General features: G+C 62.6%; 17 protein-coding genes and 1 pseudogene. 10 read left to right on the forward strand and 8 right to left on the reverse strand.

What is annotated here, in order from left to right:
* Window positions 1-130: 130 nt before the first annotated feature.
* Entirely contained in the window at window positions 131-607 is a 477-nt protein-coding gene (locus tag ACFQO4_RS16845; protein ID WP_254156752.1) for a 50S ribosomal protein L11, read from the reverse strand.
* A gap of 606 nt (window positions 608-1,213) precedes the next feature.
* Complete coding sequence (locus tag ACFQO4_RS16850; protein ID WP_253436010.1) at window positions 1,214-2,440, reverse strand: orc1/cdc6 family replication initiation protein; 1,227 nt, start codon at window positions 2,438-2,440, stop codon at window positions 1,214-1,216.
* Window positions 2,441-3,274: 834 nt separating this feature from the next.
* Here ACFQO4_RS16850 and ACFQO4_RS16855 point away from each other — a divergent pair.
* The 4 genes from ACFQO4_RS16855 to ACFQO4_RS16870 all read left to right on the forward strand — a co-directional run bounded on the left by ACFQO4_RS16855 (window position 3,275) and on the right by ACFQO4_RS16870 (window position 8,774).
* Window positions 3,275-4,399: a multicopper oxidase domain-containing protein gene (locus tag ACFQO4_RS16855; RefSeq protein WP_500262018.1), complete on the forward strand. Its 1,125-nt coding sequence runs from the start codon at window positions 3,275-3,277 to the stop codon at window positions 4,397-4,399.
* Between the two features lie 277 nt (window positions 4,400-4,676).
* Window positions 4,677-4,922 (forward strand): twin-arginine translocation signal domain-containing protein, encoded by a 246-nt coding sequence (locus tag ACFQO4_RS16860; protein ID WP_500262019.1) that lies wholly within the window; start codon window positions 4,677-4,679, stop codon window positions 4,920-4,922.
* A 99-nt stretch (window positions 4,923-5,021) separates the two neighbouring features.
* Window positions 5,022-6,971: a PQQ-dependent sugar dehydrogenase gene (locus ACFQO4_RS16865; protein ID WP_500262020.1), complete on the forward strand. Its 1,950-nt coding sequence runs from the start codon at window positions 5,022-5,024 to the stop codon at window positions 6,969-6,971.
* A 276-nt stretch (window positions 6,972-7,247) separates the two neighbouring features.
* Window positions 7,248-8,774 carry an aldehyde dehydrogenase family protein gene (locus ACFQO4_RS16870; protein WP_500262021.1) on the forward strand — a complete coding sequence of 509 codons (1,527 nt, stop codon included), beginning with the start codon at window positions 7,248-7,250 and terminating at the stop codon, window positions 8,772-8,774.
* Window positions 8,775-8,909: 135 nt separating this feature from the next.
* Here the strand turns inward: ACFQO4_RS16870 and ACFQO4_RS16875 are convergent, their stop codons facing one another.
* The 5 genes and pseudogenes from ACFQO4_RS16875 to ACFQO4_RS16895 all read right to left on the reverse strand — a co-directional run bounded on the left by ACFQO4_RS16875 (window position 8,910) and on the right by ACFQO4_RS16895 (window position 12,827).
* Window positions 8,910-9,164, reverse strand: coding sequence for a HalOD1 output domain-containing protein (locus ACFQO4_RS16875; RefSeq protein WP_500262022.1), 255 nt, complete (start codon window positions 9,162-9,164; stop codon window positions 8,910-8,912).
* 2 nt (window positions 9,165-9,166) lie between these two features.
* Window positions 9,167-9,557: pseudogene (locus ACFQO4_RS16880) on the reverse strand (DsrE/DsrF/DrsH-like family protein); the annotation flags it as partial.
* A 104-nt stretch (window positions 9,558-9,661) separates the two neighbouring features.
* On the reverse strand, window positions 9,662-10,459 hold the full coding sequence (locus ACFQO4_RS16885) for a ZIP family metal transporter (protein WP_500262023.1): 798 nt from the start codon (window positions 10,457-10,459) through the stop codon (window positions 9,662-9,664).
* Between the two features lie 42 nt (window positions 10,460-10,501).
* Entirely contained in the window at window positions 10,502-11,389 is an 888-nt protein-coding gene (locus ACFQO4_RS16890) for a universal stress protein (RefSeq protein ID WP_500262024.1), read from the reverse strand.
* Between the two features lie 229 nt (window positions 11,390-11,618).
* A complete protein-coding gene (locus tag ACFQO4_RS16895) occupies window positions 11,619-12,827 on the reverse strand; it encodes a CNNM domain-containing protein (RefSeq protein ID WP_500262025.1) in 1,209 nt (402 codons plus the stop codon).
* Window positions 12,828-13,169: 342 nt separating this feature from the next.
* Between ACFQO4_RS16895 and ACFQO4_RS16900 the strand changes: the two genes are divergently transcribed.
* Together ACFQO4_RS16900 and ACFQO4_RS16905 are read left to right on the forward strand one after the other, a co-directional pair.
* Window positions 13,170-14,120, forward strand: a complete 951-nt coding sequence (locus ACFQO4_RS16900; protein ID WP_500262026.1) for an ABC transporter ATP-binding protein — start codon at window positions 13,170-13,172, stop codon at window positions 14,118-14,120.
* Window positions 14,117-14,965 (forward strand): ABC transporter permease subunit, encoded by an 849-nt coding sequence (locus tag ACFQO4_RS16905; RefSeq protein WP_500262027.1) that lies wholly within the window; start codon window positions 14,117-14,119, stop codon window positions 14,963-14,965. Before ACFQO4_RS16900 ends, ACFQO4_RS16905 begins: the two co-directional genes overlap by 4 nt.
* Before the next feature lie 189 nt (window positions 14,966-15,154).
* Here ACFQO4_RS16905 and glyA read toward each other — a convergent pair whose 3' ends face one another.
* Window positions 15,155-16,402, reverse strand: coding sequence for a serine hydroxymethyltransferase (gene glyA / locus ACFQO4_RS16910; protein WP_500262028.1), 1,248 nt, complete (start codon window positions 16,400-16,402; stop codon window positions 15,155-15,157).
* A 177-nt stretch (window positions 16,403-16,579) separates the two neighbouring features.
* Here glyA and ACFQO4_RS16915 point away from each other — a divergent pair, with 177 nt between their 5' ends.
* From ACFQO4_RS16915 to ACFQO4_RS16930, 4 genes are all read left to right on the forward strand, one after another.
* The gene (locus tag ACFQO4_RS16915) at window positions 16,580-18,655 is read left to right on the forward strand and encodes a hypothetical protein (RefSeq protein WP_500262029.1); all 2,076 of its coding nucleotides are present in this window, start codon (window positions 16,580-16,582) and stop codon (window positions 18,653-18,655) included.
* A gap of 379 nt (window positions 18,656-19,034) precedes the next feature.
* Window positions 19,035-19,853, forward strand: a complete 819-nt coding sequence (gene tbsP / locus ACFQO4_RS16920; protein ID WP_500262030.1) for a transcriptional regulator TbsP — start codon at window positions 19,035-19,037, stop codon at window positions 19,851-19,853.
* Window positions 19,854-20,230: 377 nt separating this feature from the next.
* The gene (locus ACFQO4_RS16925; protein ID WP_500262031.1) at window positions 20,231-20,989 is read left to right on the forward strand and encodes an RNase P subunit p30 family protein; all 759 of its coding nucleotides are present in this window, start codon (window positions 20,231-20,233) and stop codon (window positions 20,987-20,989) included.
* A complete protein-coding gene (locus ACFQO4_RS16930) occupies window positions 20,937-21,557 on the forward strand; it encodes a class I SAM-dependent methyltransferase (protein WP_500262032.1) in 621 nt (206 codons plus the stop codon). The genes ACFQO4_RS16925 and ACFQO4_RS16930 overlap by 53 nt, the downstream gene beginning before the upstream one ends.
* Window positions 21,558-21,571 lie beyond the last annotated feature (14 nt).

Below are 21,571 nucleotides of genomic sequence, written 5' to 3' on the forward strand. Positions count from 1 at the left end.
CGCGACGAGTTGGACGTACCGTGACGGGACGTCGCGAATTGAACGTGACAGGACGAAGTGAGGACAATCGCGGCTACTACTCGAACCACCGAACGTTTGAGAAGTGGGTGACAGTTTGGTTCTCGAGTCGTCACTCGACGAGAACGTCGTCGTACTCGCCGTCGTCGACTTTCGCTTTGAACTCGCGAGCATCGACGCCTTCGATGGTGACCCCCATCGAGGCGCAGGTGCCGACGACCTCTTTGGCCGCGTTCTTCGTGTCGTAGGCGAGCAGGTCGGGCTTTTTCTGCTCGGCGATCGTCTTGACTTGGTCGATCGAGAGGTCGGCGACGAAGTCCTTCTGGGGTTCGCCGCTTCCCGTGTCGAATCCGGCCTCGTCCTTGACGAGAGCGGCCGTCGGTGGGACACCGACGTCGATCGAGTAGCTGCCGTCGTCCTCGTACTCGATGGTAACCGGCACTTCGGTGCCGTCGAAGGCCGCAGTCTGTTCGTTGATGTCGTTGACGACCGCCTGTACGTCGACGGGCGTCGGTCCGAGCTCGGGACCGAGCGGCGGGCCAGGATTGGCCTGGCCACCCGGGACGAGCGCTTCGATGGTTCCAGCCATACCCGAATGAATCCTCGCTCGAGTTTTAAGGGTTGCCATTCGGTCCAGTCCGGCCGATAAACGTGTGAGAGGGTAACGTAGCGAGTGAGGTGAGACGAGGATTCCTCAATGAGACTGTGTCGAATGGGATCGATTGGGAGCGACGCGAACGGGTATCCGTAGCCCACCCACCCCACTGTGTCGAGTGTTTATCTGCGGTGGCGGGAAACGGTCAGGATAGGAGAAGGCGTCCAGAAAATTCGGACATGTGGGTGACCGACCCCACCGTGTCGAGTGTTCAGCCGGGCGACCGTCCGTCTCCGATCCCGTGGGTACGAACGTGAGTGAATATCTGTCGGCTGAGGGGAGTTGGTGTGCAGGTTACACCCCCACCCCATTGTGTCGAGTGTTCTGCCAAAGCTAGTGGAGGGTTTGTTAGGGAACTCCTCGAGGAGCTGCAATGGAAGTAGTACGAGGGTCTATTAGAGAAGTTTCTCGAGGGTCAGTAGAGACGGCGACGGCTCGACTGGTGGGATCGATGGATGTCGGCAACGACTCGAACGGTCGACTATACCGAAATTGAGTATCTACCGACCAGGTGACTCTCTACCACTGCAATCCTCATCGTCACCGTAACCCCCGCAGTTTCGCACCACGAACCGCCTCGAGCGAGATGTCGACGTCCTCGAGTTCGTCGACGACGTCGAGGGCCAACTCGAGTGTCACGTCGAGATCGTACTCGTAGTACTGCCCACCAGACCGACCGTGGTTGCGGGCGTACCGCTTCAAAATTCCCTGCATGGCCAGATCGGAGAGGTGGTCGTGCATCCGTCGACGGACGAGAGGCTTCGTCCCGAATCGTTCGGCGATCGCTGAGTACTCCGGATAAATTTCGCGAACGCGGGCGGGCGTCTCGTCACCGATTGCGATGCTGAGCACCGCCGCCAGCGCCAGGTGACCGTGTCGGGTCAACTCCATCATTCCCTGGCGGATCTGTCCGCGCTCGAGCGCCTGCTGGGCGTCGCGCACGTGAGATTCTCTGATGGTCGTCTCGTCCGCCGCACGCGTGATGTCCCCGGCCTTGTAGAGCAGATCTAGTGCCTGCCTGGCACTCCCCGTGTCCTGGGCGGCGAGTGCCGCACACAGCGAGAGCACGTTCGTCTCGTAGGCGGTTTCGTACAGGGCGTTCTCCGCTCGCTGCTCGAGAATCGAGCGCAACTCGCCAGCGGTGTACGGTGGAAAGTGAACCTCCTCCTCACAGAGGGTGTCTTTGACCTTCGGGGAGAGACTGTCGTGAAAACTCAGGTCGTTACTGATGCCAATGATGCCGGGTTTGACCGACGAGAGATAGCCGTTCGCTCGAGCGCGCGGGAGTTCGTAGAGGATGCCGTCGTCGTCGCCGATGTGGTCGATTTCGTCGAGGACGATCAGGACGGTACCGCCGATGCTCTCGAGTTCGGTGTAGAGCATGTCAAAGACCGTCTGTCGCGGGTAGCCAGTCGTACTGATCTGTTGGCTTGGCGGTCGCAGTTCGTTGACGAGATTCGCGGCGACCTGGTAGGAAGAAGAGAGATTGTTACAGTTGAGCCAGACGACGGTCAGTGCGACATCGTCGTAGGCGTCGACGTCGCGCTCGAGGTGAGAGAGGAGATAGCGGGTGACGGCCGTCTTCCCGACGCCGGCCTTGCCGTAGAGAAAGAGGTTTCGTGGCTGTGCTCCGTTGATGACGGGCTGGAGAGAAGCCATGTACGTGTCGATTTCTTCGTCTCGTTCCTGGATCGACTCCGGTTGATAGTCCTCCCGTAGCACGTCCTCGTCGGAGAAAATCGACGTGTCCCGATCGAACAGCGGCATTAGTTGGACTGCTCGCTGCAAGATATATAAAACCACCGTGTCGAGTGCGTCGAGTGTTCGACGGATCGTCTCCGGTCGCCCCTACCGCCCCTCGATGAGGTGGACACCCCACCGTGTCGAGTGTTTCGGACCGCTCCCAGGAGGTCGAACTGATCGCCTTTCTGAGTCAACCCATGTCGCGTCGCGAGCGATCGTATCGAGACGCCAGATAGGCTGTCTCGATAGCCGAGTTCACCCCTCGAGTTTTCCACCGTATGCGTACCGGGAGACACTTCATCCGGTGACGTACGCTCGATTCAGATCTCTCATCTGCATTGCCGGTTCCGATGAGCCATCCGAGTGAGTCGCTCGTTGCGTTCCGTTAGTGGGAGTTTGCGTTCGACGATGACTATCTTTTCGATATTACGATGTCGTCGTGATTTTCTTCGTCGGTGACGTTACTCTCACCCTCCTCTGCCAGGAGACGCACCGTCGAGGCGCCGTCCTTTTTCAGACCACTCCTCCCAAAGATGCCTCGAGTTCACCCACCCGATCTCCTTCATCGACGACGCCTCGACTTTGCTCGCCTTGCAGACATCACCACCCCCTAACTCGAAACACTCGACAAAGTGGGGTCTCTCACCCTACCGCCCCTCAGTCGACGGCCGGCCCACTCCAAAAAACACTCGACACGGTGGGGTGGGACACCTCACGAAATGCCGACCGACCGGACAGACCTCGAATTGGCCGTCCTCTTGCTTTAAGTCATCTGGACGAACATCTTCGCTCGTATTCCCAGCGGCTAAGAACTGGCGTGACCCGCTATACTACGGGAGTTCATACGTTCGGGTGTACATGACTGATCACATCGGAGCCCCTGGAACTGGTATCTCGCGGCGGGAATATCTGGCTGCAACCGGCGGAACTGGCGCTGCCGTCCTCGCTGGCTGCCAATCACCGATGAACCTGAATTCGAAAGCCGCTGCCCAGTCCGACCTCCCGACGACGAGTCCACCGTCGGTCGTGCAGGTCGACGAGCAGGGCGGAGAAGTCACGCTTCGAAGCGTCACCTCCCGACACCCTGTGCACCCGCTCGAGTCGATGGGCGGTCCAATCGAGTTCCCACAGGTCTGGGCGTTCCAGGCCGACGACAGGGAACCCAGCGTTCCGGGGCCGATCCTGCGAACGACCGAGGGCAACGACATGGAAGTGACGCTCGACAACGCGGACGGGAGTCACCCGCACACGCTTCACTTTCACGGCTCACACAAGACCTGGGAGAACGACGGCGTGCCGACGACGACGGGTATTCGCGTCGACCCGGGCGAGAAACACACCTACACGATCCCGGCGAACGTTCCGGGGACACACCTCTACCACTGTCACTACCAGACGAACAGGCACATCGACATGGGGATGTACGGAATCTTCCGCGTCGATCCGAAGGGGTACGAACCCGCCGACAAGGAGTACTTCATGACGGTCAAGGACTGGGACTCGCGCGTCCCCAGGCAGATGAACGGCGAGGACGTCGAGTACAGCCCTCGCCAGCGTAATCCCGACGTGTTCACGATCAATGGAAAGAGCCTGCCCCGGACGCTCCACCCCGAAGACGGTTCGCCGATGATCGTCGATTCGGGCGACACGGTCAGGCTCCACTTCGTCAACGCGGGGTACATGTCTCACCCGTTGCACACGCACAACCACCGTTTCCGTCTGGTCGAGAAAGACGGCGGCCAGATCCCGGAAGCGGCGCAGTACGAGCGCGACATCACCAACGTCGCGCCCGCGGAGCGCCACACGATCGAGTTCGAGGCGAACGCCGATCCCGGCATCTACCTGATGCACTGTCATAAGGTCGACCACGCAATGAACAGGAACTTCTACCCTGGCGGCATGGTCAGTGCAATCGTCTACCGAGACGTCATGGACACCGACATCTTCAGCAACCTCATGGGGTACGCAGGCTACGAGGGCTGAGCGAGCCGCGGCCCAATCTCAGACGCGCTCTCCTGTCTCTCCCCTTCTCGCTTCTCGCCTTCTCGCTTCTCGCCTTCTCGCTTCTCCCCTCTTCCTGTATCGACCTATCCTCGAGTTCGGCTCACATCTCAATTTCGTTCTCCATTTCCTGCTCGATCACCGACACGGCTCGAGACCGTTTCTCGAAGAAAGGATCACTACCTCGACGAAGCCTCGATTACCCGCCGTAACAGTCGTTTCACGTTATTCCGGTGTCAGGAGTTGTTCTCGAAGGGACATGAAACCACACGACAACGGACGGGCACCTGACGACGGTCGGGCAGCCGACGCCGAACGGATGTCACTCGAAGGGGCATCACACGAAGGAGCGAGCCAGCGAACAGACACTCCACGACGAACGTGGCCGTCACGACGAACGTTTCTCCGGGCGACCGCTACGGCGGGCGCTGTGGCGAGCCTCAGCGGACTCACCGTCGCCCAGGAAGAAACGACGATCGAACTCGGCGGCGTCACCTCCGGCTAGGAGGGGCGGTCGCCATCCGATATTGAAGGGGAGACGAACCCGACGCTGACGCTCGAGGCCGGACAGACGTATTCGATAACCTGGGAGAACGTCGACGGCTTGCCCCACGACATCATCATCCTGGACGCGGACGGGAACGATATCGTCGGGACAGAAATCATGAGCGAGCAGGGCGAAACCCAGACCCTCGAGTTCGAGGCGACCGAGGAGATGGCCGAGTACTACTGCTCGGTCCATCCGGGATCGATGCGCGGCGACATCCAGATCGGCGAACCAGCCGACGGTGCCGACGACGACGAATCGGAGGAGGACGTGACCGACGTCATCGGCGAGGGCCCCACGATCGGCCTCGAGCGCGTCGCCGGCGGGTTCGTCTCGCCGGTCGGATTCGAGGTGGCACCTGGGCAGCAGAATTGCTACTACGTGCTCGATCAACCGGGTCAGATCTACCACGTCGACGCCAACGGTGGCGAACCGACGGAGTTCCTCGACCTCACCGACCGGATGGTCGACGTCGGCGCCGCGACGGATGCGGGGTTCGACGAGCGCGGCCTCCTCGGCCTCGCGTTCCACCCCGAGTACCAGGAGAACCGTCGGCTCTTCGTCTACTACAGCGCGCCCCTGCGTGAGGACTCGAGCGACGGTAGCGCCGAGAGCGGGGACGAAGCCGAAACCGGGGACGACTCGAGTGACGGGGCCAACGAGACTGACAGTACTACCGACGAGAACGCGAGCGAAGAGGACGGGACCGACGACAACGGGGCCGACGACGAGAACGGCAGCGAAGACTCGAGCGACGAGGACGAAGCGGAAGAGTCCTACGACCACACGGCCGTCCTCGCCGAGTTCCAGGCGACGGAGGACTTCGCGTCGGTCGACCTCGATTCGGAGCGAATTCTCATCGAGGTGGACCAACCGCAGTTCAACCACAACGGCGGCCCCGTCGTATTCGGGCCGGATGGCTACCTGTACTGGGCACTGGGCGACGGCAGCGGAGCGGACGACATCGGCTTCGGCCACCTGGAAGACTGGTACGACGAGAACGAGGGCGGCAACGCCCAGAACACGACCGAAACGCTGCTCGGCGGGATCCACCGAATCGACGTCGACAACGAAGGCGAGGACGACAAACCCTACGCCATCCCGGACGACAACCCGTTCGTCGATAGCGAGGACGGCTTCGACGAGTACTTCGCCTGGGGGCTTCGCAACCCGTGGCGTGCCTCGTTCGACGGCGAGGGTCGCCTCTTCGTCGCGGACGTTGGCCAGAACCTGTACGAGGAGGTCAACATCGTCGAGAACGGCGGCAACTACGGCTGGAACGTCAAGGAGGGCATCGAGTGCTTCTCGACGGCCGATCCGAACGCTCCGCCCTCGGAGTGCCCGTCGCAAACTCCCGACGACGTTCGCGGCGGCGAATCGCTGCTCGATCCCGTCATCCACTACCCACACCAGGTCGGCGAGGAGACCATCGGGATCTCGATCACCGGCGGCTACGTCTACGAGGGTGAGGCGGCACCGGCGCTCGAGGGTCACTACGTCTTCGGCGACTGGAGCGACGCGTTCGAACGACCTTCGGGGGCGCTCTTCGCGTCGCCGCTCGAGGAGTACGAGCCGATGGCTGATCGAAGCGAGGAGGACCTGTGGGACATCAACCGTCTTTCGGTTGCCAACGCCCCTGATAACGCGATCAACCGATTCATCCTCTCGTTCGGTCGGGACCACGACGGCGAACTGTACATCCTGACGACGGCACGGTACACCGACGGCGAACCTGGCGAAGTGTTCCGCATCGTCTCGGAGGAAAATGGCGAGGAGATCGAACCCCACGAGGACTCGATCGCACAGGAAACAGGTGAGGGAGAGGATGGCGAAGGAGAAAGCGGTGAGGGAGAAGAAGACGAAAGCGAAGCGGACGACGAAGAAAGCGATGCGAGTGACGATACGGAGCAGGACGATGGAACGGACGACGAGACTGACGACGGAAACGAGACTGACGACGGGAATGAGACCGACTCCAACGGAGGTGACGGGAACGACAGCGCGTGATCGTGATGGTAGCGTAACTTCGTCTCGGTAGGCGACGAAACTCAACTTTCGCCTCGAGACCGGAGACGAAGCGCTGGACCAGTAACGGCGACGAACCCACCTCGAGTTGGAGTTGATCAAGCTCGTAACGGTGTGTGGGCCGTGAGTAACGGTCAGCGAAACCAGTACCTGCACAGCAGCATGTCTGCGTAGCAGTTGAAGCACCCAACCAGCAATTTCACCACGGCTGAAGAGGCAAGCCGGGGTATTACACAACGGTTTCCCATGGGATGGGGTATGCCGGATACCTTCTCGATCGATGCAGACTGGAACGCACTCTACATCGACGGCGAATGGACGGGTTCAGACGGCGGAGAAGAATTCTCGGTCCAGGATCCCTCGACTCGAGAGGAAATCGCCCGCGTCCCCGCGGGAACGGAAGCCGACGTCGACGCGGCGTTCGAGGCCGCGGCAGCGGCACAGGCCGAGTGGCGAGAGGCCCCACCTATCGAGCGCGAACGCATCGCCCTCGAGGTGGCGAACCTGCTTCAGGAGTACGAAGACGAGATCGTGGACCTCCTGGCCCACGAGGCTGGCGGCTCTCGGATCATGGGCGAAACGTCGGTTCAGATCGCCGCGGATCAGGCGATGGAGGCCGCGACGCTCCCCCGCCGCATGAAGGGCGAGCAGGTCGACTCGAACGTTCCGGGCAAGGAAAACCTCGTCAGGCGGGAACCGCAGGGCGTCGTCACGGTGATTTCGCCGTGGAACTTCCCCCTCAATCTCTCGGGGCGGGCCGTCGCGCCCGCCATCGCGACCGGCAACGCCGTCGTGCTCAAACCCGCCTCCAACACGCCGATCACGGGCGGGCTCCTGATCGCGAAACTGTACGAAGAGGCGGGCTTGCCGGAGGGCCTCCTGAACGTCGTCACCGGAAGCGGTTCCGACATCGGCGACGCCGTCGTCGGCCACCCCGAGAGCGACGTCGTCGCCTTCACCGGCTCGACCCCCGTCGGTCGCGGCGTCGCGACGACCGGTGGCGAGAACCTCTCCGTGATCGCCCTCGAGTTGGGCGGAAACAATGGACACATCGTGACCGCCGACGCCGACCTCGAGGCGGCGGTCGATTCGGCCGTCTTCGGGACGTTCGTCCACCAGGGGCAGGTCTGTATCTCCATTAACCGCCACATCGTGCACGAGGACATCTACGACGAGTACGTCGACCGACTCACTGACCGCGCCGAGTCGCTCCCGGTGGGAAGCGCCCACGACCCAGATACGGTGGTCGGTCCGGTCATCGACGAATCCCAGCGCGATGAGATGCTGGGCTACGTCCAGGAGACGGTCGAAACCGGGGCGACCCTCGAGACAGGCGGCGAGACGGTGCCGATGGATAGCGGTGGCGATAGAGGATCTGACGAGCGCGAAAACGGGACCAGCGACTCCCTGTTCGTCGCCCCGACTGTGCTCTCCGGCGTCACGAACGACATGGCTGCCGCGTGCAACGAACACTTCGGTCCCATCGCGCCGGTGATCAGCGTCTCGACCGTCGATGAGGCGATTGAGGTCCACAACGACACCGAGTATGGCCTCTCGGGATCGGTCCACGCCGGCGACATCGGAACGGGAATGCAAATCGCCGAACGGATGGAGACGGGCATGGTTCACGTCAACGACCAACCAGTCAACGACGAGGCCCACGTTCCGTTCAGCGGAACGAAGGCGTCCGGCGTCGGCGGCTACAACAGCACTGACATTATGGACGAGATGACCGAGAAGAAGTGGATTTCCCTCCAGCACGACCGGCGGGAGTATCCGTTCTAACCGCCTTACCGTTCTCACTTCCTCACCGTTCTCACCGCCTCACGCGTGCCCGATTCAACGTTCGAGTTCGGTGCGAACGAAACGTCTCGAGCACGTACGCAGTCACGGAACGAATGCAGTCACAGAACGAAGTTCTCACTCGAGCGTGACGCGATCATCGGAGTGGACGGTAACATCGTAGCCACGGTACTCGAAGCTCACCTGCCTGAACGGTGCCGCTGGTCCAGTCTCTAGGAAGATCTGGTCGAGAGCTGCCGGATCGACGACGTCGTTGAGCGGTGGATAACAGGCTTCTGGATCGATTCCATCGGCCTCGGCGACGGTTTCGACAACCCGAAGGCTCGGATCTGTCGCCCACGAATCGGGTGCGTCGTCTGGTGCCACGTACATGGTTAGACCAGGGGCTGGATGTCCGACTCGGCCATGTGCTGGAGCGCCGTCGCGGCCCCGACGCCGGTCGTCACGCCATCGTAGAAGTCGTCCTCGTCGTAGTCCATCAGCTCGAAGGATCTGGCAAGCCTGGAGGTCGACCCCACTCTCGAGCGAGAGGTCGATGAGTTCCTCGATGGTGGCCGTGCCGTTCTCGTCGATTTTCTTCTGCATCATCTTCGTCGCCATCGAGTCCATTCCGGGGAGCGCGGCGAGGGCGTTCGGCATCGGCATGTTCGGGTTGCCGACGGCGCTCAACTTGAGGTTCTGGGACTTCTCCTCGTGGAGAATGTTGAGACCCCAGAGCGTGTGGAAGACGACGACGTCCCAGCCGAAGGCGGCTGCCGTGCTCGCTCGTTCTCGTTACCCGTATCAGGAATGGTTGTGTATTATTTACCCAATTCTATAAAATACTCGGCCCAGTAACCCTCCCGGCGTTCGTGTTCGACGAACCACCGCTAGATGAACGCCAGCGGCAACATCACCAGAACCCCCGCAACGATCCCGCCAGCGAGCTCCGGTTTTCCGCCGCGTGGCAACGCCGAGCCGATGTCGAGCGCCTCGGGGATGAATTCGCTCACGACGAGGTAGATCATCGCACCCGCGGCGAACCCGAATCCGAACGGGAGGAAGTCCCGGGCTACCTGGACGAACGCGAAGGCGATGACGGCCCCGATTGGCTGGGGGAGACTCGAGAAGACGGCCCACCAGACCATCTTCCAGCGATCGACGCCCATGGCCTTCAGCGGGATCGAAATCGCCGTCCCCTCCGGGATGTTGTGGATAGAGATGGCGATCGTCATGAACACCGCCAGCAGCGGAACGGTGAATCCCAGGAATCCGAACCCGCCCTCGAGGCCGAGATCCGCGAAGGAGACGCCGACGGCGATTCCCTCCGGGAAGCTGTGTACCGTCAAGATGCCGAGGATGAGCACGAGCTTTTTGTAGTCGGCTTCCTCGTACTCTCGAGGGTCGAGATCCGCGTCGAGGAGCACGTCGTGAGCGATGACGACGAGGACGACGCCGACCGCCATTCCGACCGCGATCTCGAGGGCGGTCCCCTCGGCCAGCCCCTCCTCGATGAGGCCGAACACCGACGCCGAGACCATGATCCCGGATGCGAGTCCCCAGAGCACGACGTTGTGCCGGTCGCTAATCTCGTCGAAGAAGAAAAACGGGAGTGCCCCGAGTCCGGTCGCGAGAGCAGTCACGAATCCGGCGACGAACACCAGCGTGAGGTTCTCGAGGAGACTCATCGTCGGTGATCGGTTCGGATTGCAGATACGTACCTGTTGTGTCTACTGGCCGTCGATCGAGCCCGGTCGTGACGTCGTGAGCACCGGAACCGGCGTGATCCGAAGCACGCGCTCGGTCCTGGAGCCGAGCAGGCGTTGGTCGAGCCCGGACCGCCCGTGCGTCCCCATCGCGATCAGGTCGATCCCGTGTTCGATCGCGTACGAGCGAATTTCTCGCGGGACTGATCCCGATTCGACCGCCGTCGTCACCTCGTCGACGCCGGTCGCTCGCATCGTCTCGGCGGTTTCAGCCAGCGCGTCTCGAGTGCGATCACGCGACGCCGTCTCGGTTTCGGCCGGCGAGTCCGTTCCGATGCCGAACAGCGAGTCTTCGAGGACCGAGAGGACGTGGAGCGTCGCACCGTGCTCTCGAGCGATCTCGCCCGCCAACTCGAGGGCTCGTTCCGCGTGTTCGCTGCCGTCTGTCGGTACGAGCACGTCTTCGTAGGGGTACGGCTGGCTCGCGTTGCCGGCCGATCGAACCGCGAGAACCGGCTTGTCGCTGGCGTTGACGACGTGTTCGGTGACGCTCCCGAGGACGTGTTCGGTCAGACTGCGTTCACCGCTCGTCCCCATCACGACCAGGTCGACAATGTCCTCGGCGGCCACCTCGGTGATGACCGTCCGCGGTTGTCCCTGTATCGTGTCCATGACGGTCGAGACGCCGCGGGCCTCGGCCCGTTCGCGTGCGTCCTCGAGCACGTCCTCGCCCTCCTCTTCGAGCACGTCGACGACGTTGCCCTCGTATCGAACGAGACTCGGTTCGTTCGTGTCCGCGACGTACAACAGGTGGACCGTCGCGTCGTGGTCGACGGCGATTTCGAGGGCGTACTCGAGCGCGACGGTCGACGCGTCGCTCCCGTCGACCGGGACGAGGAGGAAGTCGTACATGGGGCGGAGTTCGACCGGGACGGCCATAATTGTGAGGCGTTTCCAGACCGGTTCTGGATCGACGTCGACGAAGGGCTACTGAAGTCCGAAAACTACTAACCGATGTCCGGGAATTGCTGCAGGGATCCGACGAACGGCTACCGATGTCCGAGAACGGCTATCGGCGTGTGGCGGACTGAACCGCTAGAGCGACCGGACCACCGCAAATCCAGCGACGCTATTCGCGCCACTACTCACGTCTCGATTCGCGTCTACGCGAAGAATCTGGGTCGCCGGCCTGGAACTCTTCCGTCTCGAGCGGATCCTCGAACGCCCCGACGATTGCCTCGAGGGCGTCGGTCGCGGTCATCAGGCCGATGATCCGCTGGTCCGTCTCGGAACCGTTCCCGCCGCCGACGGAGTCGCTCTCTCGAGACGCGCGTTCGTCGCCCGCGGATGCGCCGGCCTCGACCGACTCTTCATCGGCCCCGACAACCGTCCGAACGAGGCCCAGTTCCTGGTTTTCGGCCTGCAACTCGTCGATCGCCTCGCTCACCGGCGTGTCGGGCGCGAGCGACATCGGCGGCGTGGAGATGTCCTCGAACGAGGTTTCGCCCGAGCGAAGCGAATCGATCCGATCGACGACCGTCGGCACGTAGACGATCCCGACGTATCGCTCGAGGTCCCCTTCGACCAGTGGGAATCGCGTGTGTGGGCTCGATCCCATCCGCTCGAGGTTCTCGGCGACCGAGACGTCCGTCGAGAGGAAGACGATGTCCCCTCGGTCGGTCATGACGTCGCTCACCCGCAGTTCGTCGACGGCGAGGGCGTTGAAGACCTCCTCTCGGCGTTCCCTGGACAGTTCGCCACGTTCGAGGACGGAGCCGAGTTCCCGGTGGAGTTCGGCGCGCGTCTCGATTCGCTCGGTTTCGGCCTCGAGCCAGGCACCGGTCATCTCCACCCCGAAGAGTTTGAGCGTCGCCTTCGCCGTCCTGTCGCCGACGGCGATCAGCGGGGAGATCACCCACGCGAACCAGTACAGTGGCCCGGCTCCGTACCGTGCGACCTGTTTCGAGCGTTCGACGCCGAGGTAGGTCGGCGTCTGCTCGCCGTGGGTGAGGTGGATCATGTTGATGATGAAGAACGCCAGCAGGGAACCGGCGCCGACGGACGCGAGAAACGAGTTCTGGAAGACGGGTTCGAAGATGGCCGCCAGGCCCGGTTCGGCGACGATTCCGAGCGCGATACTGGTCCCCGAAATCCATATCTGACAGGTCGTCAAGTAGAACTCGAGGTCCTCCGTCATCTCCCACGCCCGTCGAAGCCCCGGTGTGTCGAACTCCGACTCAGGATACTGCCTGACGCGAGTGAGCGCGAACTCGGTGGCGACGAAGTAGGCGTTCACCAGAATCAATCCAGCCCCGGCGAGCAACCTGAGACCGATCTCGAGACTGTTCACTCGAAGACGGTTCAACGAGCGTGTACAAACGTCTTGGTGCTTCGACAGCCGAGGAGTGGACGGTCAGAGCGACCAGGGGCGTATGCGATTCCACGAGTCGGCCCGTTCCCTTTTTTCGTTCGAGATACTGACGACGGTACCGTTTGCTCGACGGATTGAAAGGCGAAGACGGTAGAAACACTCCCAGACCGAACGAACTCGAGACTGCTTCCAAAAGAGGACGGGAGGATGGGGGATGGGGGGAGGGGGGATGAAACGGTAACCACGGTATCTGAAGTGAAATTCAGCGATCGATAGCTAAAACTATTTGTCCATGTACTTTGTTTAGACACTGACGATACTATGGTCGCAATTCAAATAAATTCGCTCACACGACGATTCGGCGACGTCACGGCCGTGAACGAGCTCGACCTCGAGGTCAGGAGAGGTGAAGTGTACGGCTTTCTCGGTCCGAACGGCGCCGGGAAGTCGACGACGATCAACATGCTCCTCGGGTTCACCCCGCCGACATCCGGAACCGCGACGGTTCTTGGTCACGACATCGTGGACGAATCGCTCGCTATCCGACAGGCGACTGGGGTCCTCCCGGAAGATTTCGGCATGTACGACCGGTTGACCGCGCGAAAGCACGTCCAGTTCGCGATCGACACGAAAGGCGCGAGTGACGACCCTGACGTACTACTCGAGCGAGTCGGACTCGAGGACGCCGCTGACCGGAAGGCGGGTGGCTTTTCGACCGGGATGAAACAGCGCGTGGCCCTCGCGATGGCGCTCGTCGGTGAGCCCGACCTCCTCATTCTCGACGAACCCTCGTCGGGACTCGATCCGAACGGCGCCCGGGAGATGCGCCAGATCATCCTCGAGGAAGTCGACCGCGGGGCGACGGTGTTCTTCTCGAGTCACATCATGGAACAGGTGGAAGCGATCTGTGATCGAGTCGGGATTATGCGCGACGGTCAGCTCGTCGCCGAGGATACGATCGAAACGTTGAAAGATCAGTTCGACGCCGAATCACGGCTCGTCCTCACCGTCGATACGGTGCCGGACGGAATCCTCTCCTCCCTTCATTCCATGGCGGGCGTCTCGGACGTACGGGTCTCGGGAACCGACATCGTCGTCAGCCTGCGGGACTCGGACCAGAAAGCGGCCATCATCAACGCCGTCGAGGAACGAGGGGTGAAGATCACCGACATCACCTCGAAGGAACCGTCGCTCGAGGAACTGTTCGCCGTGCTCACGACGTCGGATTCCGGCCGACTCGAGAACGCCAATTCGGCGGAGGTCAACGCATGACCTGGATGCACGTCGCCAGCAAGGACTTCGCCGACGCCGGTCGGTCGATGATGTTGTGGGCGCTCACCGTCCTGTTAGTCCTGCTCGTCGCCGGCGTGTCGGCGATCCCGTACCTGCTTGCCGAAGGGACGACGCCGACGTTCGCGGAGGCGCTTTACTTCCTCTTTACGCCGATCGGCTTGCTCATCCCGATCATCGGATTAGTCGTCGGCTACCAGGCGATCGTGAGCGAACGCGAATCGGGGAGCATTCGCTTCCTTCTTGGTCTCCCAAATACCCGTCGCGACGTGATTCTCGGGAAGGTTATCGGGCGCGCCGGCGTCGTCGCAGTTCCGACCCTGATCGGTTTCCTCGTCGGCGCGGTCGTAATCGGTGCGCTGTACGACGGCTTCGTCGTTGCAGATTACCTCGGCCTCCTGGTCTTCTCGCTGGTTATGGGTCTTGTCTACGTGTCGGTGGCCGTAGGTATTTCGGCAAGCGTCAGTTCTCGAGCGAAAGCACTGGCGGGCGTTCTGGTGTTCTTCGTCCTCTTCGACTTCCTGTGGGAGTTCGTCCTGATGGGCACGTACTGGGTCCTCGAGGGAAGCTTGCCTGGATTCGACGGACTACCTGTCTGGTACCTCTTCGTTCTTCGGCTAAGCCCCGGACAGGCATTGACTGCGATCGCGCTGACCCTCATCGAGATTGTAGGGGCGGAGGGTCTCGATTTCACCGCTGCTGGTCGTGTCGCGGGTGACGTCCCATTTTACCTCGAAAATTGGTTCGCGTGGATCATCGTGGCCCTCTGGATCATCGTTCCAGTCAGCGTCGGGTATCTCCGCTTCAAAAACGCGATCCTGAGCTGATCGTCGAGTCGCCAGAACCGCGAATCATTTCACCTGCCTTCTACTCGTCTCACAGATCGATCCGTGAGATCAATCCGTGAGTTCTCTCGAGTTACGGAGCCAAAAATACGTCCGATCGCCCCCTCTCGAGGACCCAGTACGAATTGACAAAACGTGGCTTCCTCGGACGCCCTCCTCTCCTCCGGCGACCTACTCGTAGAGCGGGTTCGCCGCACAGAGTTCGTCGACCGACTCGCTCACGTCGGCGATCACGTCCTCGTCGTCAGGCGAATCGATCACGCGCGCGATGAGGTCGCCGACGGTCCGCAGGTCGTCCTCGTCGAAGCCACGGGTCGTCAGCGCCGGGGTCCCCGCCCGGATGCCACTCGGGTTGAACGCCGAGCGGGTCTCGCCGGGGACGGTGTTCGCGTTGAGGACGATGCCGGCATCCTCGAGCGCCTCTTCGGCGTCGCCACCGGTCGTATCGGGGTGGGACTCTCGGAGGTCTACGAGCACGAGGTGGTTGTCCGTGCCGCCCGAAACGAGCGAGAAGCCGTGGTCGGCGAGTGTCTCGCCGAGGGCCTTCGCATTGGCGACCGTCCGTTCGGCGTAGGTCTCGAACTCGGGCTCGAGCGCCTCGCCGAAGCCGACGGCCTTGCCGGCGATATTGTGCATGAGCGGGCCGCCCTGGCCGCCGGGGAACACGGCGGAATCGACGTCGTCGGCGTACTCCTCGCTCGTCATGACGATGCCGCCCCGTCCGGAACGAATCGTCTTGTGGGTCGAGCCGGTCACGAAGTCCGCGATGCCGACGGGCGAGGAGTGGACGCCCGCGGCCACGAGTCCCGTGATGTGGGCGATGTCGGCGAGGTGGAGCGCGTCGACTTCCTCGGCGACGTCCTGGATGCGTTCCCACTCGACCTCGCGCGGATACGCGGAGTACCCCGAGACGATGACGTCCGGTTCGAACTCGGCGGCGTGGTCGGCGAGGCCGTCGTAATCGAGGTACCCCGTTTCGGGATCGACCTCGTACTGCTCGACCTCGTAGAGCTGGCCGGTGAAGTTCGCCGGGTGGCCGTGACTTAGGTGGCCGCCGTGGGTCAGGTCGAGCGAGAGGATCTTGTCACCGGGCTCGAGCATCGCGAAGTAAACGGCCTGATTGGCCTGCGTGCCCGAGTGGGGCTGGACGTTGACGTGCTCGGCGCCGAAGAGTTCCGTCGCGCGGTCGATGGCGAGCTGTTCGACCTCGTCGGCGTACCGACAGCCGCCGTAGTAGCGTGCGCCGGGGTAGCCCTCGGCGTACTTGTTCGTGAGCGCGCTCCCCTGGGCGTCGAGAACGGCGCGGCTGACGTGGTTCTCGCTGGCGATCATCGACAGCGTGTCCTGCTGTCGTTCGATCTCACCTTCGAGCGCGTCGGCGACGGCGGGGTCGACCCCTCGGACGTGGTCGTGGTCCATATTTCCAGTGGCGCCCGGACGCTGTATAAGTGTACCTTTCCCCGGCAACGTGGGCCGCAACCGATCTCGAGGGCCGTGCCTCGAAAGCGTGCTACCGGGCGGCGACGCCGAATACATAAACTATACAACTAGTACGGCGATACAACTAACTTCTCGGGCGAAGATTCATCAAACCGAATGATAGAGTGGGAGGTAGCCGACGACACCCACCTGCGAGTGGTCGACGCGGACAACGCCGAACTCCGCGTGCAGGGAATCGGACTCGACGTCGAAGGCCCCGGCCCGGACATCTCACGGCCGGTCGACGACACGGTCGCGGTGACGGCGACCGCTTTCCGATTCCCCCACGCCGTCGTCTACGCGTTCTCGCTCGGCCGCGACGAACGATTCCACCTCGAGCCGGATCAACACTCGATGACGCTCCCGCCCGGCGAGTACGTCCTCGACATCGACACGGGCATCAAGACCTACCTCCGGTTCTCGGGGGAGGCGGTCGTCCAGCGCGCACCGGACTATTCCTCGCTGGTCGTCTCCTTCCCCGAGCGCACGCGAACCATCCTGGGCTTCCGGAGCCGTCACGAACTGCCGGCCGAGACGATCACGATACCCGATACGCCCGCCGGATTCGCTCGCGGCCTCTCCGCGCTCTCGTCGTCGATCAAGACCGACTCACCCGATCGGACGTACCCGACACTCCGCGGTCATCCGCCGTTGCTCGAGACCGGCCCCACGTTTTCGGCACCCGATGACGTCCTCGAGCAGGCGTCCCAGTCCGACATCGAACTCGTCGTCCCGCCGTGTTACGACACGCTGTTCGTGACGGCGCCACTCGCGTACTACCTGCAGGCGACGGTCAGGACCGAACCCGACGCGACACCACGCATTCGCCTCCCGTCGGTCGCCCGCGAACACGAACTCGCGCCGATGCCCGACCTCGAGCGGGACGTCGAACAGTGCCTGCGGCAGTGGTTCTTCCTGGACTGTCTCGTTCGCAACGCCGGCCCCTACGGCACTACGCTCGCCGAATCGAGCCTGCTCGACGTCCTCGACCTCGACGCGGAGCGACTGTACCACGCGACGCCCCAGGAGCGATTGTCGACGTATCTCGACGTTCCGTACGCCGCGGTCAAACATCGCCTGCCGGAGTGGCACCTCTCGACGTACGTCGAGCCGAACGCCGCGAGCGTCGAAGCGATGCCCTACCTGCTCGACCGCCTTAGCCTGATCTTCACGCCCAGGACGTCGACGCTCGAGGGGCGAGAACTGGTCGAACGTTCGCTCACCGACTTCTACCGCAGCGGGTCGTCAGGAACCGGGAAGGTCGCCTCTGTCAACATCGTCAAACCGGAACTCCGCGGTGGACGCGTCCACGGCTGGCTCGCAGACGGCGTCCCCATCGACGTCTTCAAATCGACCGTCGGCGCGTACCGGAACCGCCTCCGGTTCCTCGAGCGCGACACCGAGTCGACGTCGATTCGCGTCGTCCTGAACGATCCCGAAATGGCCGGTGAACGCGAACGGGTTGCTGAAATCTATCAACAGCGAGCGGAGGAACTCTCCCTCGACGTTCGCGTCGAGGAACACCTCACGACCGACGCGCTCGCGCGACTGCTCGAGGACGACCACGCGTTCGTCCACTACATCGGCCACTGCGAGACCGGCGGATTCCGGTGTCCCGACGGATCGCTCTCGGTCTCGAGCCTCGAACAGTGTCGCGTCGAGACGTTCTTCCTGAACGCCTGTGGCTCCTACTACGAGGGAATGGAGCTCATCGAGCGTGGGAGCGTCGCGGGAGCGGTGACGTTCACGCAGGTACTCAACGACCACGCACTGAAAGTCGGCGCAACGTTCGCGAAACTCCTCGTCCACGGCTTTAGCTTCGAGCGCGCGATGGGACTCGCGCGCCGGCGAATCATGATGGGCAAAGACTACGCCGTCGTCGGCGACGGCACGCACGCGCTGACGGGCGGCAACCTCGAGTTGCCGACGACGGCGACCATCGACCGACTCGAGGACGGCCGGTACCTGCTCGAACTCGAGTGTTACTCCACGCGGGTCAACGGCCTCTACTACTTCCCGCACGCGGCCGACAACGACTACAGCTACCTCTGTGGGTCGCCAGCGACGTTTACGCTCGACCGAGCAGAATTAGCGGCGTTTCTCGCGGAATCGAACGTCGCGGTCATCTACGACGGTGACGTCTACTGGTCGACCGAACTCGCCGGCGAGTTCGGCGATCAGGGGCCTCCGTAAGTGCTGATCCGGCTGGACGTGTCGGTCGTCGTCTCGTACTCTCGGACCGGCTGTTCGAAGGCTCCTTGGTCTCGTCCCCACGGTCGCGTATCCGTGACACCCATACGACAACAGGAATGGCATTCAGGGGAGTTAACTGTTGCTATTGTGTGACTATCTAGCATGGATATGTCTCTATCCGTCACTGAGGGGCGGAGCGCAGGACGGGTTGTTGCCGGATGGCTTTCTGAATGCGGTTTGCTAGCTAAACTCTCGGCCGATCGGGAGAAATGCCGAGAAAAGCGACAAAAATCACCTCATCTGGGCGTTAACCACAAGGTTTGGCGGAATTGGGGCCAACAATATTAAGTAGTTGGCGATCAATTACTTGTGTATACGCATGGCATCGAATTTACTCAATCACCAGATTGACGATATCCTCGAGTCAGTTCTCGAGGAGACGACAGGCGACGTATACATGATCAACCCGTCCTGGGACGCCATCGACGAGTTCGTCACCGTCGCAACGGCCTTCGACGGCGATCTCCCGACCGTCCACATGCTCGCGGACGACCGCACGCTCAAGGACGTCATGGACGACTTCATCGTCGCCTCGAACGCCGCCGACCTCATCGCCGACGGCGCCCTCGAGCTGCGAACCCTCGAGCAAGCACCCGAAAACTCCCTTCTCATTACCGAGGACAGCGTCGTCGCCGTCGTCCACGCGGGCGACCGCGTCGGCGGCCTCGTCACCGAGGACGAGGAGTTCGTCGAGGCCGCGTTCGACACCTACGCCGGTCGCTGGGAGGAAGCCAACGACTTCAACCTCCGGACGCCGCCGATCACGCGCGTCCGCGAGACGCTCACCGACGAGATCAGTCCCGAGGCCGAGGAGGACTTCACGGCGATCCTCAACTCGCTCGAGACCGCCCGCGGCGACGGCGACGGCCTGGACGAAGTGACCATCTCGCTGCTCGTGGCCGCGAAGAACGAGGCCCTGCTCTACGACATCAGCAAGTGGGGCGAGGACGTCGGCATCGCCAGCAAGGCGACGTTCAGCCGAACGAAGACCAAGCTCGAGGACATGGGCCTGATCGACACCGAGAAAGTCCCGATCGACGTCGGTCGTCCGCGACTGCGCCTCAAGATCGGTGACGACCGCCTCGACGAGGCCAACAACGGCCAGCTCGCGACGGTCGCTCAGAGCATTCTGAACTAGAGCACCCACCTTTTGCGCTGCGGTCTTGCTTCGCTGGCGGCGAAGCCGTCAGCGAAGCGTCCCTCGGCAAAAGCTGGACCAAAAACACTCCTCCTTCCGTTCGGTGAGCACGCTCACCTTCACATCAGTCGTCGGTCCGCTCGCTCACTGCGTTCACTCGCGGTGCAACTCGGTGTGGCGCCTGCCTTTCCCCGTTGAGCGAACGCAACGCGTTCACGATGCTCGGAAACGCATGCGTTTCCGTTGAAACGCGGGGCTCTCGCAATGCTCGAGCCCCGCGTCCGGCCACGTCGGTTATCTGGGGCTGTTCTCATCGGTGGCAATTCTCCACGTATACGGTCGCAAACCACAAGTCACCACCGTCCCTCGAGACGCGTATGTACGAGGCCGTTCGCGTGAACGCCGACGCCGATGGGGTCGAGACGGACGCCGAGGCCGTCTCCCGCGTCGTCGAAACCGCCGCAAGCTACGGCTTCGAGGGCGTGGTCGTTCGAAATCACGACGACTCGAGACTCGAGTTCGACGCCCAGGACTTGGCTGACGAGCACGGCATCGACGTCGTCGACGGCATCGAAATTCGGGCCGACGACCCGCACCAGGCTAGCGGTTCGGTGGGGAACTACCGACCGCAGTACACGGTCCTGGCGATCCACGGCAGCACGAACGCGCTCAATCGGTTCGCCGTCGAAACGGACAAAGTCGACGTGCTCGCCCATCCAATGGACGGCTCCGGCGACGTCAACCACGTCCTGGCGAAAGCCGCCGCGGCCAACGGCGTTCGCCTCGATTTCTCCTTCGGGGACGTTCTCCGAACCACGGGCGGTCGCCGGGTTCGGGCCATCCAGTCGCTTCGCAAACTCCGGGAGATCGTGGACTACTACGACGCGCCGTACGTCGTCAGTGGTGATCCCGAGGGGCCACTCGAGGTACGGGCGCCGAGAGAACTCTGCGCGCTCGGCGTCGAACTCGGCTTCGACCGCGAGTGGATCGTCGACGGCCTCGCGGAGTGGGGACGACTGGCGGCGCGCAACCGACGGATCCAGTCCGATTCGTTCATTGAACCGGGGGTCGAACGTGGACGATATGAAACGAAGCGTGGCGGATCACGCGGCTCGATTCGACGAGAAGGCGAGTGAGTACGACGACTCGAGCAGCGAGGAGTATCGCGCGTGCGCGAATCTGGTTATCGAACACGCGGCCCCCGAATCCGACGAGACGGTCCTCGACCTCGGCGCCGGAACCGGAGCCATCGCCCTCGCACTCGCCTCCGACGCCGAGGCTGTGATCGGCCGGGACATCAGTGAAGGCATGATGGACGAAGCGGGCGCGAAAGTCGAGGAACGCGGCCTCGAGAACGTCTCCTTCGACTACGGAACCTTCCGCGAACCCGACGTCGACAGCGTCTCCGTCGATATCGTCACCTCGAATTTCGCCATGCACCACCTCGCAGACGACGAGAAACGCGAGGCGATCGACGTCATCGCCACCCTCGAGCCCCGACGATTCGTCCTCGGGGACGTGATGTTCTTCGGCGAACCGGACCCGAGCGAGCCGTTCTACGACCCATCGGTCGACGACCCGGCGACGGTCGGTACGCTGGCAGACGCGTTCACCGACGCTGGCTTCTCGTTGACGGCCGTCGAGCGCGTTCACGACCAGGTCGGCGTCTTGGTCGCCGAGCGTGCCGAGAAAAAGGAGTCGTGAGCCGCTGTACCCGC

It is taken from the genome of Saliphagus sp. GCM10025334 (assembly GCF_042663485.1).
GTDB lineage: Archaea > Halobacteriota > Halobacteria > Halobacteriales > Natrialbaceae > Natronosalvus.

Coding starts and splice junctions, on each gene's coding strand:
- ACFQO4_RS16925 (WP_500262031.1), top strand. CDS start 20,231: ATGTACGAGGCCGTTCGCGTGAACGCCGACGCCGATGGGGTCGAGACG.
- ACFQO4_RS16850 (WP_253436010.1), bottom strand. CDS start 2,440: ATGCCGCTGTTCGATCGGGACACGTCGATTTTCTCCGACGAGGACGTG.
- ACFQO4_RS16915 (WP_500262029.1), top strand. CDS start 16,580: ATGATAGAGTGGGAGGTAGCCGACGACACCCACCTGCGAGTGGTCGAC.
- ACFQO4_RS16905 (WP_500262027.1), top strand. CDS start 14,117: ATGACCTGGATGCACGTCGCCAGCAAGGACTTCGCCGACGCCGGTCGG.
- tbsP (WP_500262030.1), top strand. CDS start 19,035: ATGGCATCGAATTTACTCAATCACCAGATTGACGATATCCTCGAGTCA.
- ACFQO4_RS16875 (WP_500262022.1), bottom strand. CDS start 9,164: ATGTACGTGGCACCAGACGACGCACCCGATTCGTGGGCGACAGATCCG.
- ACFQO4_RS16845 (WP_254156752.1), bottom strand. CDS start 607: ATGGCTGGAACCATCGAAGCGCTCGTCCCGGGTGGCCAGGCCAATCCT.
- ACFQO4_RS16860 (WP_500262019.1), top strand. CDS start 4,677: ATGAAACCACACGACAACGGACGGGCACCTGACGACGGTCGGGCAGCC.
- glyA (WP_500262028.1), bottom strand. CDS start 16,402: ATGGACCACGACCACGTCCGAGGGGTCGACCCCGCCGTCGCCGACGCG.
- ACFQO4_RS16890 (WP_500262024.1), bottom strand. CDS start 11,389: ATGTACGACTTCCTCCTCGTCCCGGTCGACGGGAGCGACGCGTCGACC.
- ACFQO4_RS16885 (WP_500262023.1), bottom strand. CDS start 10,459: ATGAGTCTCCTCGAGAACCTCACGCTGGTGTTCGTCGCCGGATTCGTG.
- ACFQO4_RS16930 (WP_500262032.1), top strand. CDS start 20,937: ATGAAACGAAGCGTGGCGGATCACGCGGCTCGATTCGACGAGAAGGCG.
- ACFQO4_RS16855 (WP_500262018.1), top strand. CDS start 3,275: ATGACTGATCACATCGGAGCCCCTGGAACTGGTATCTCGCGGCGGGAA.
- ACFQO4_RS16900 (WP_500262026.1), top strand. CDS start 13,170: ATGGTCGCAATTCAAATAAATTCGCTCACACGACGATTCGGCGACGTC.
- ACFQO4_RS16870 (WP_500262021.1), top strand. CDS start 7,248: ATGCCGGATACCTTCTCGATCGATGCAGACTGGAACGCACTCTACATC.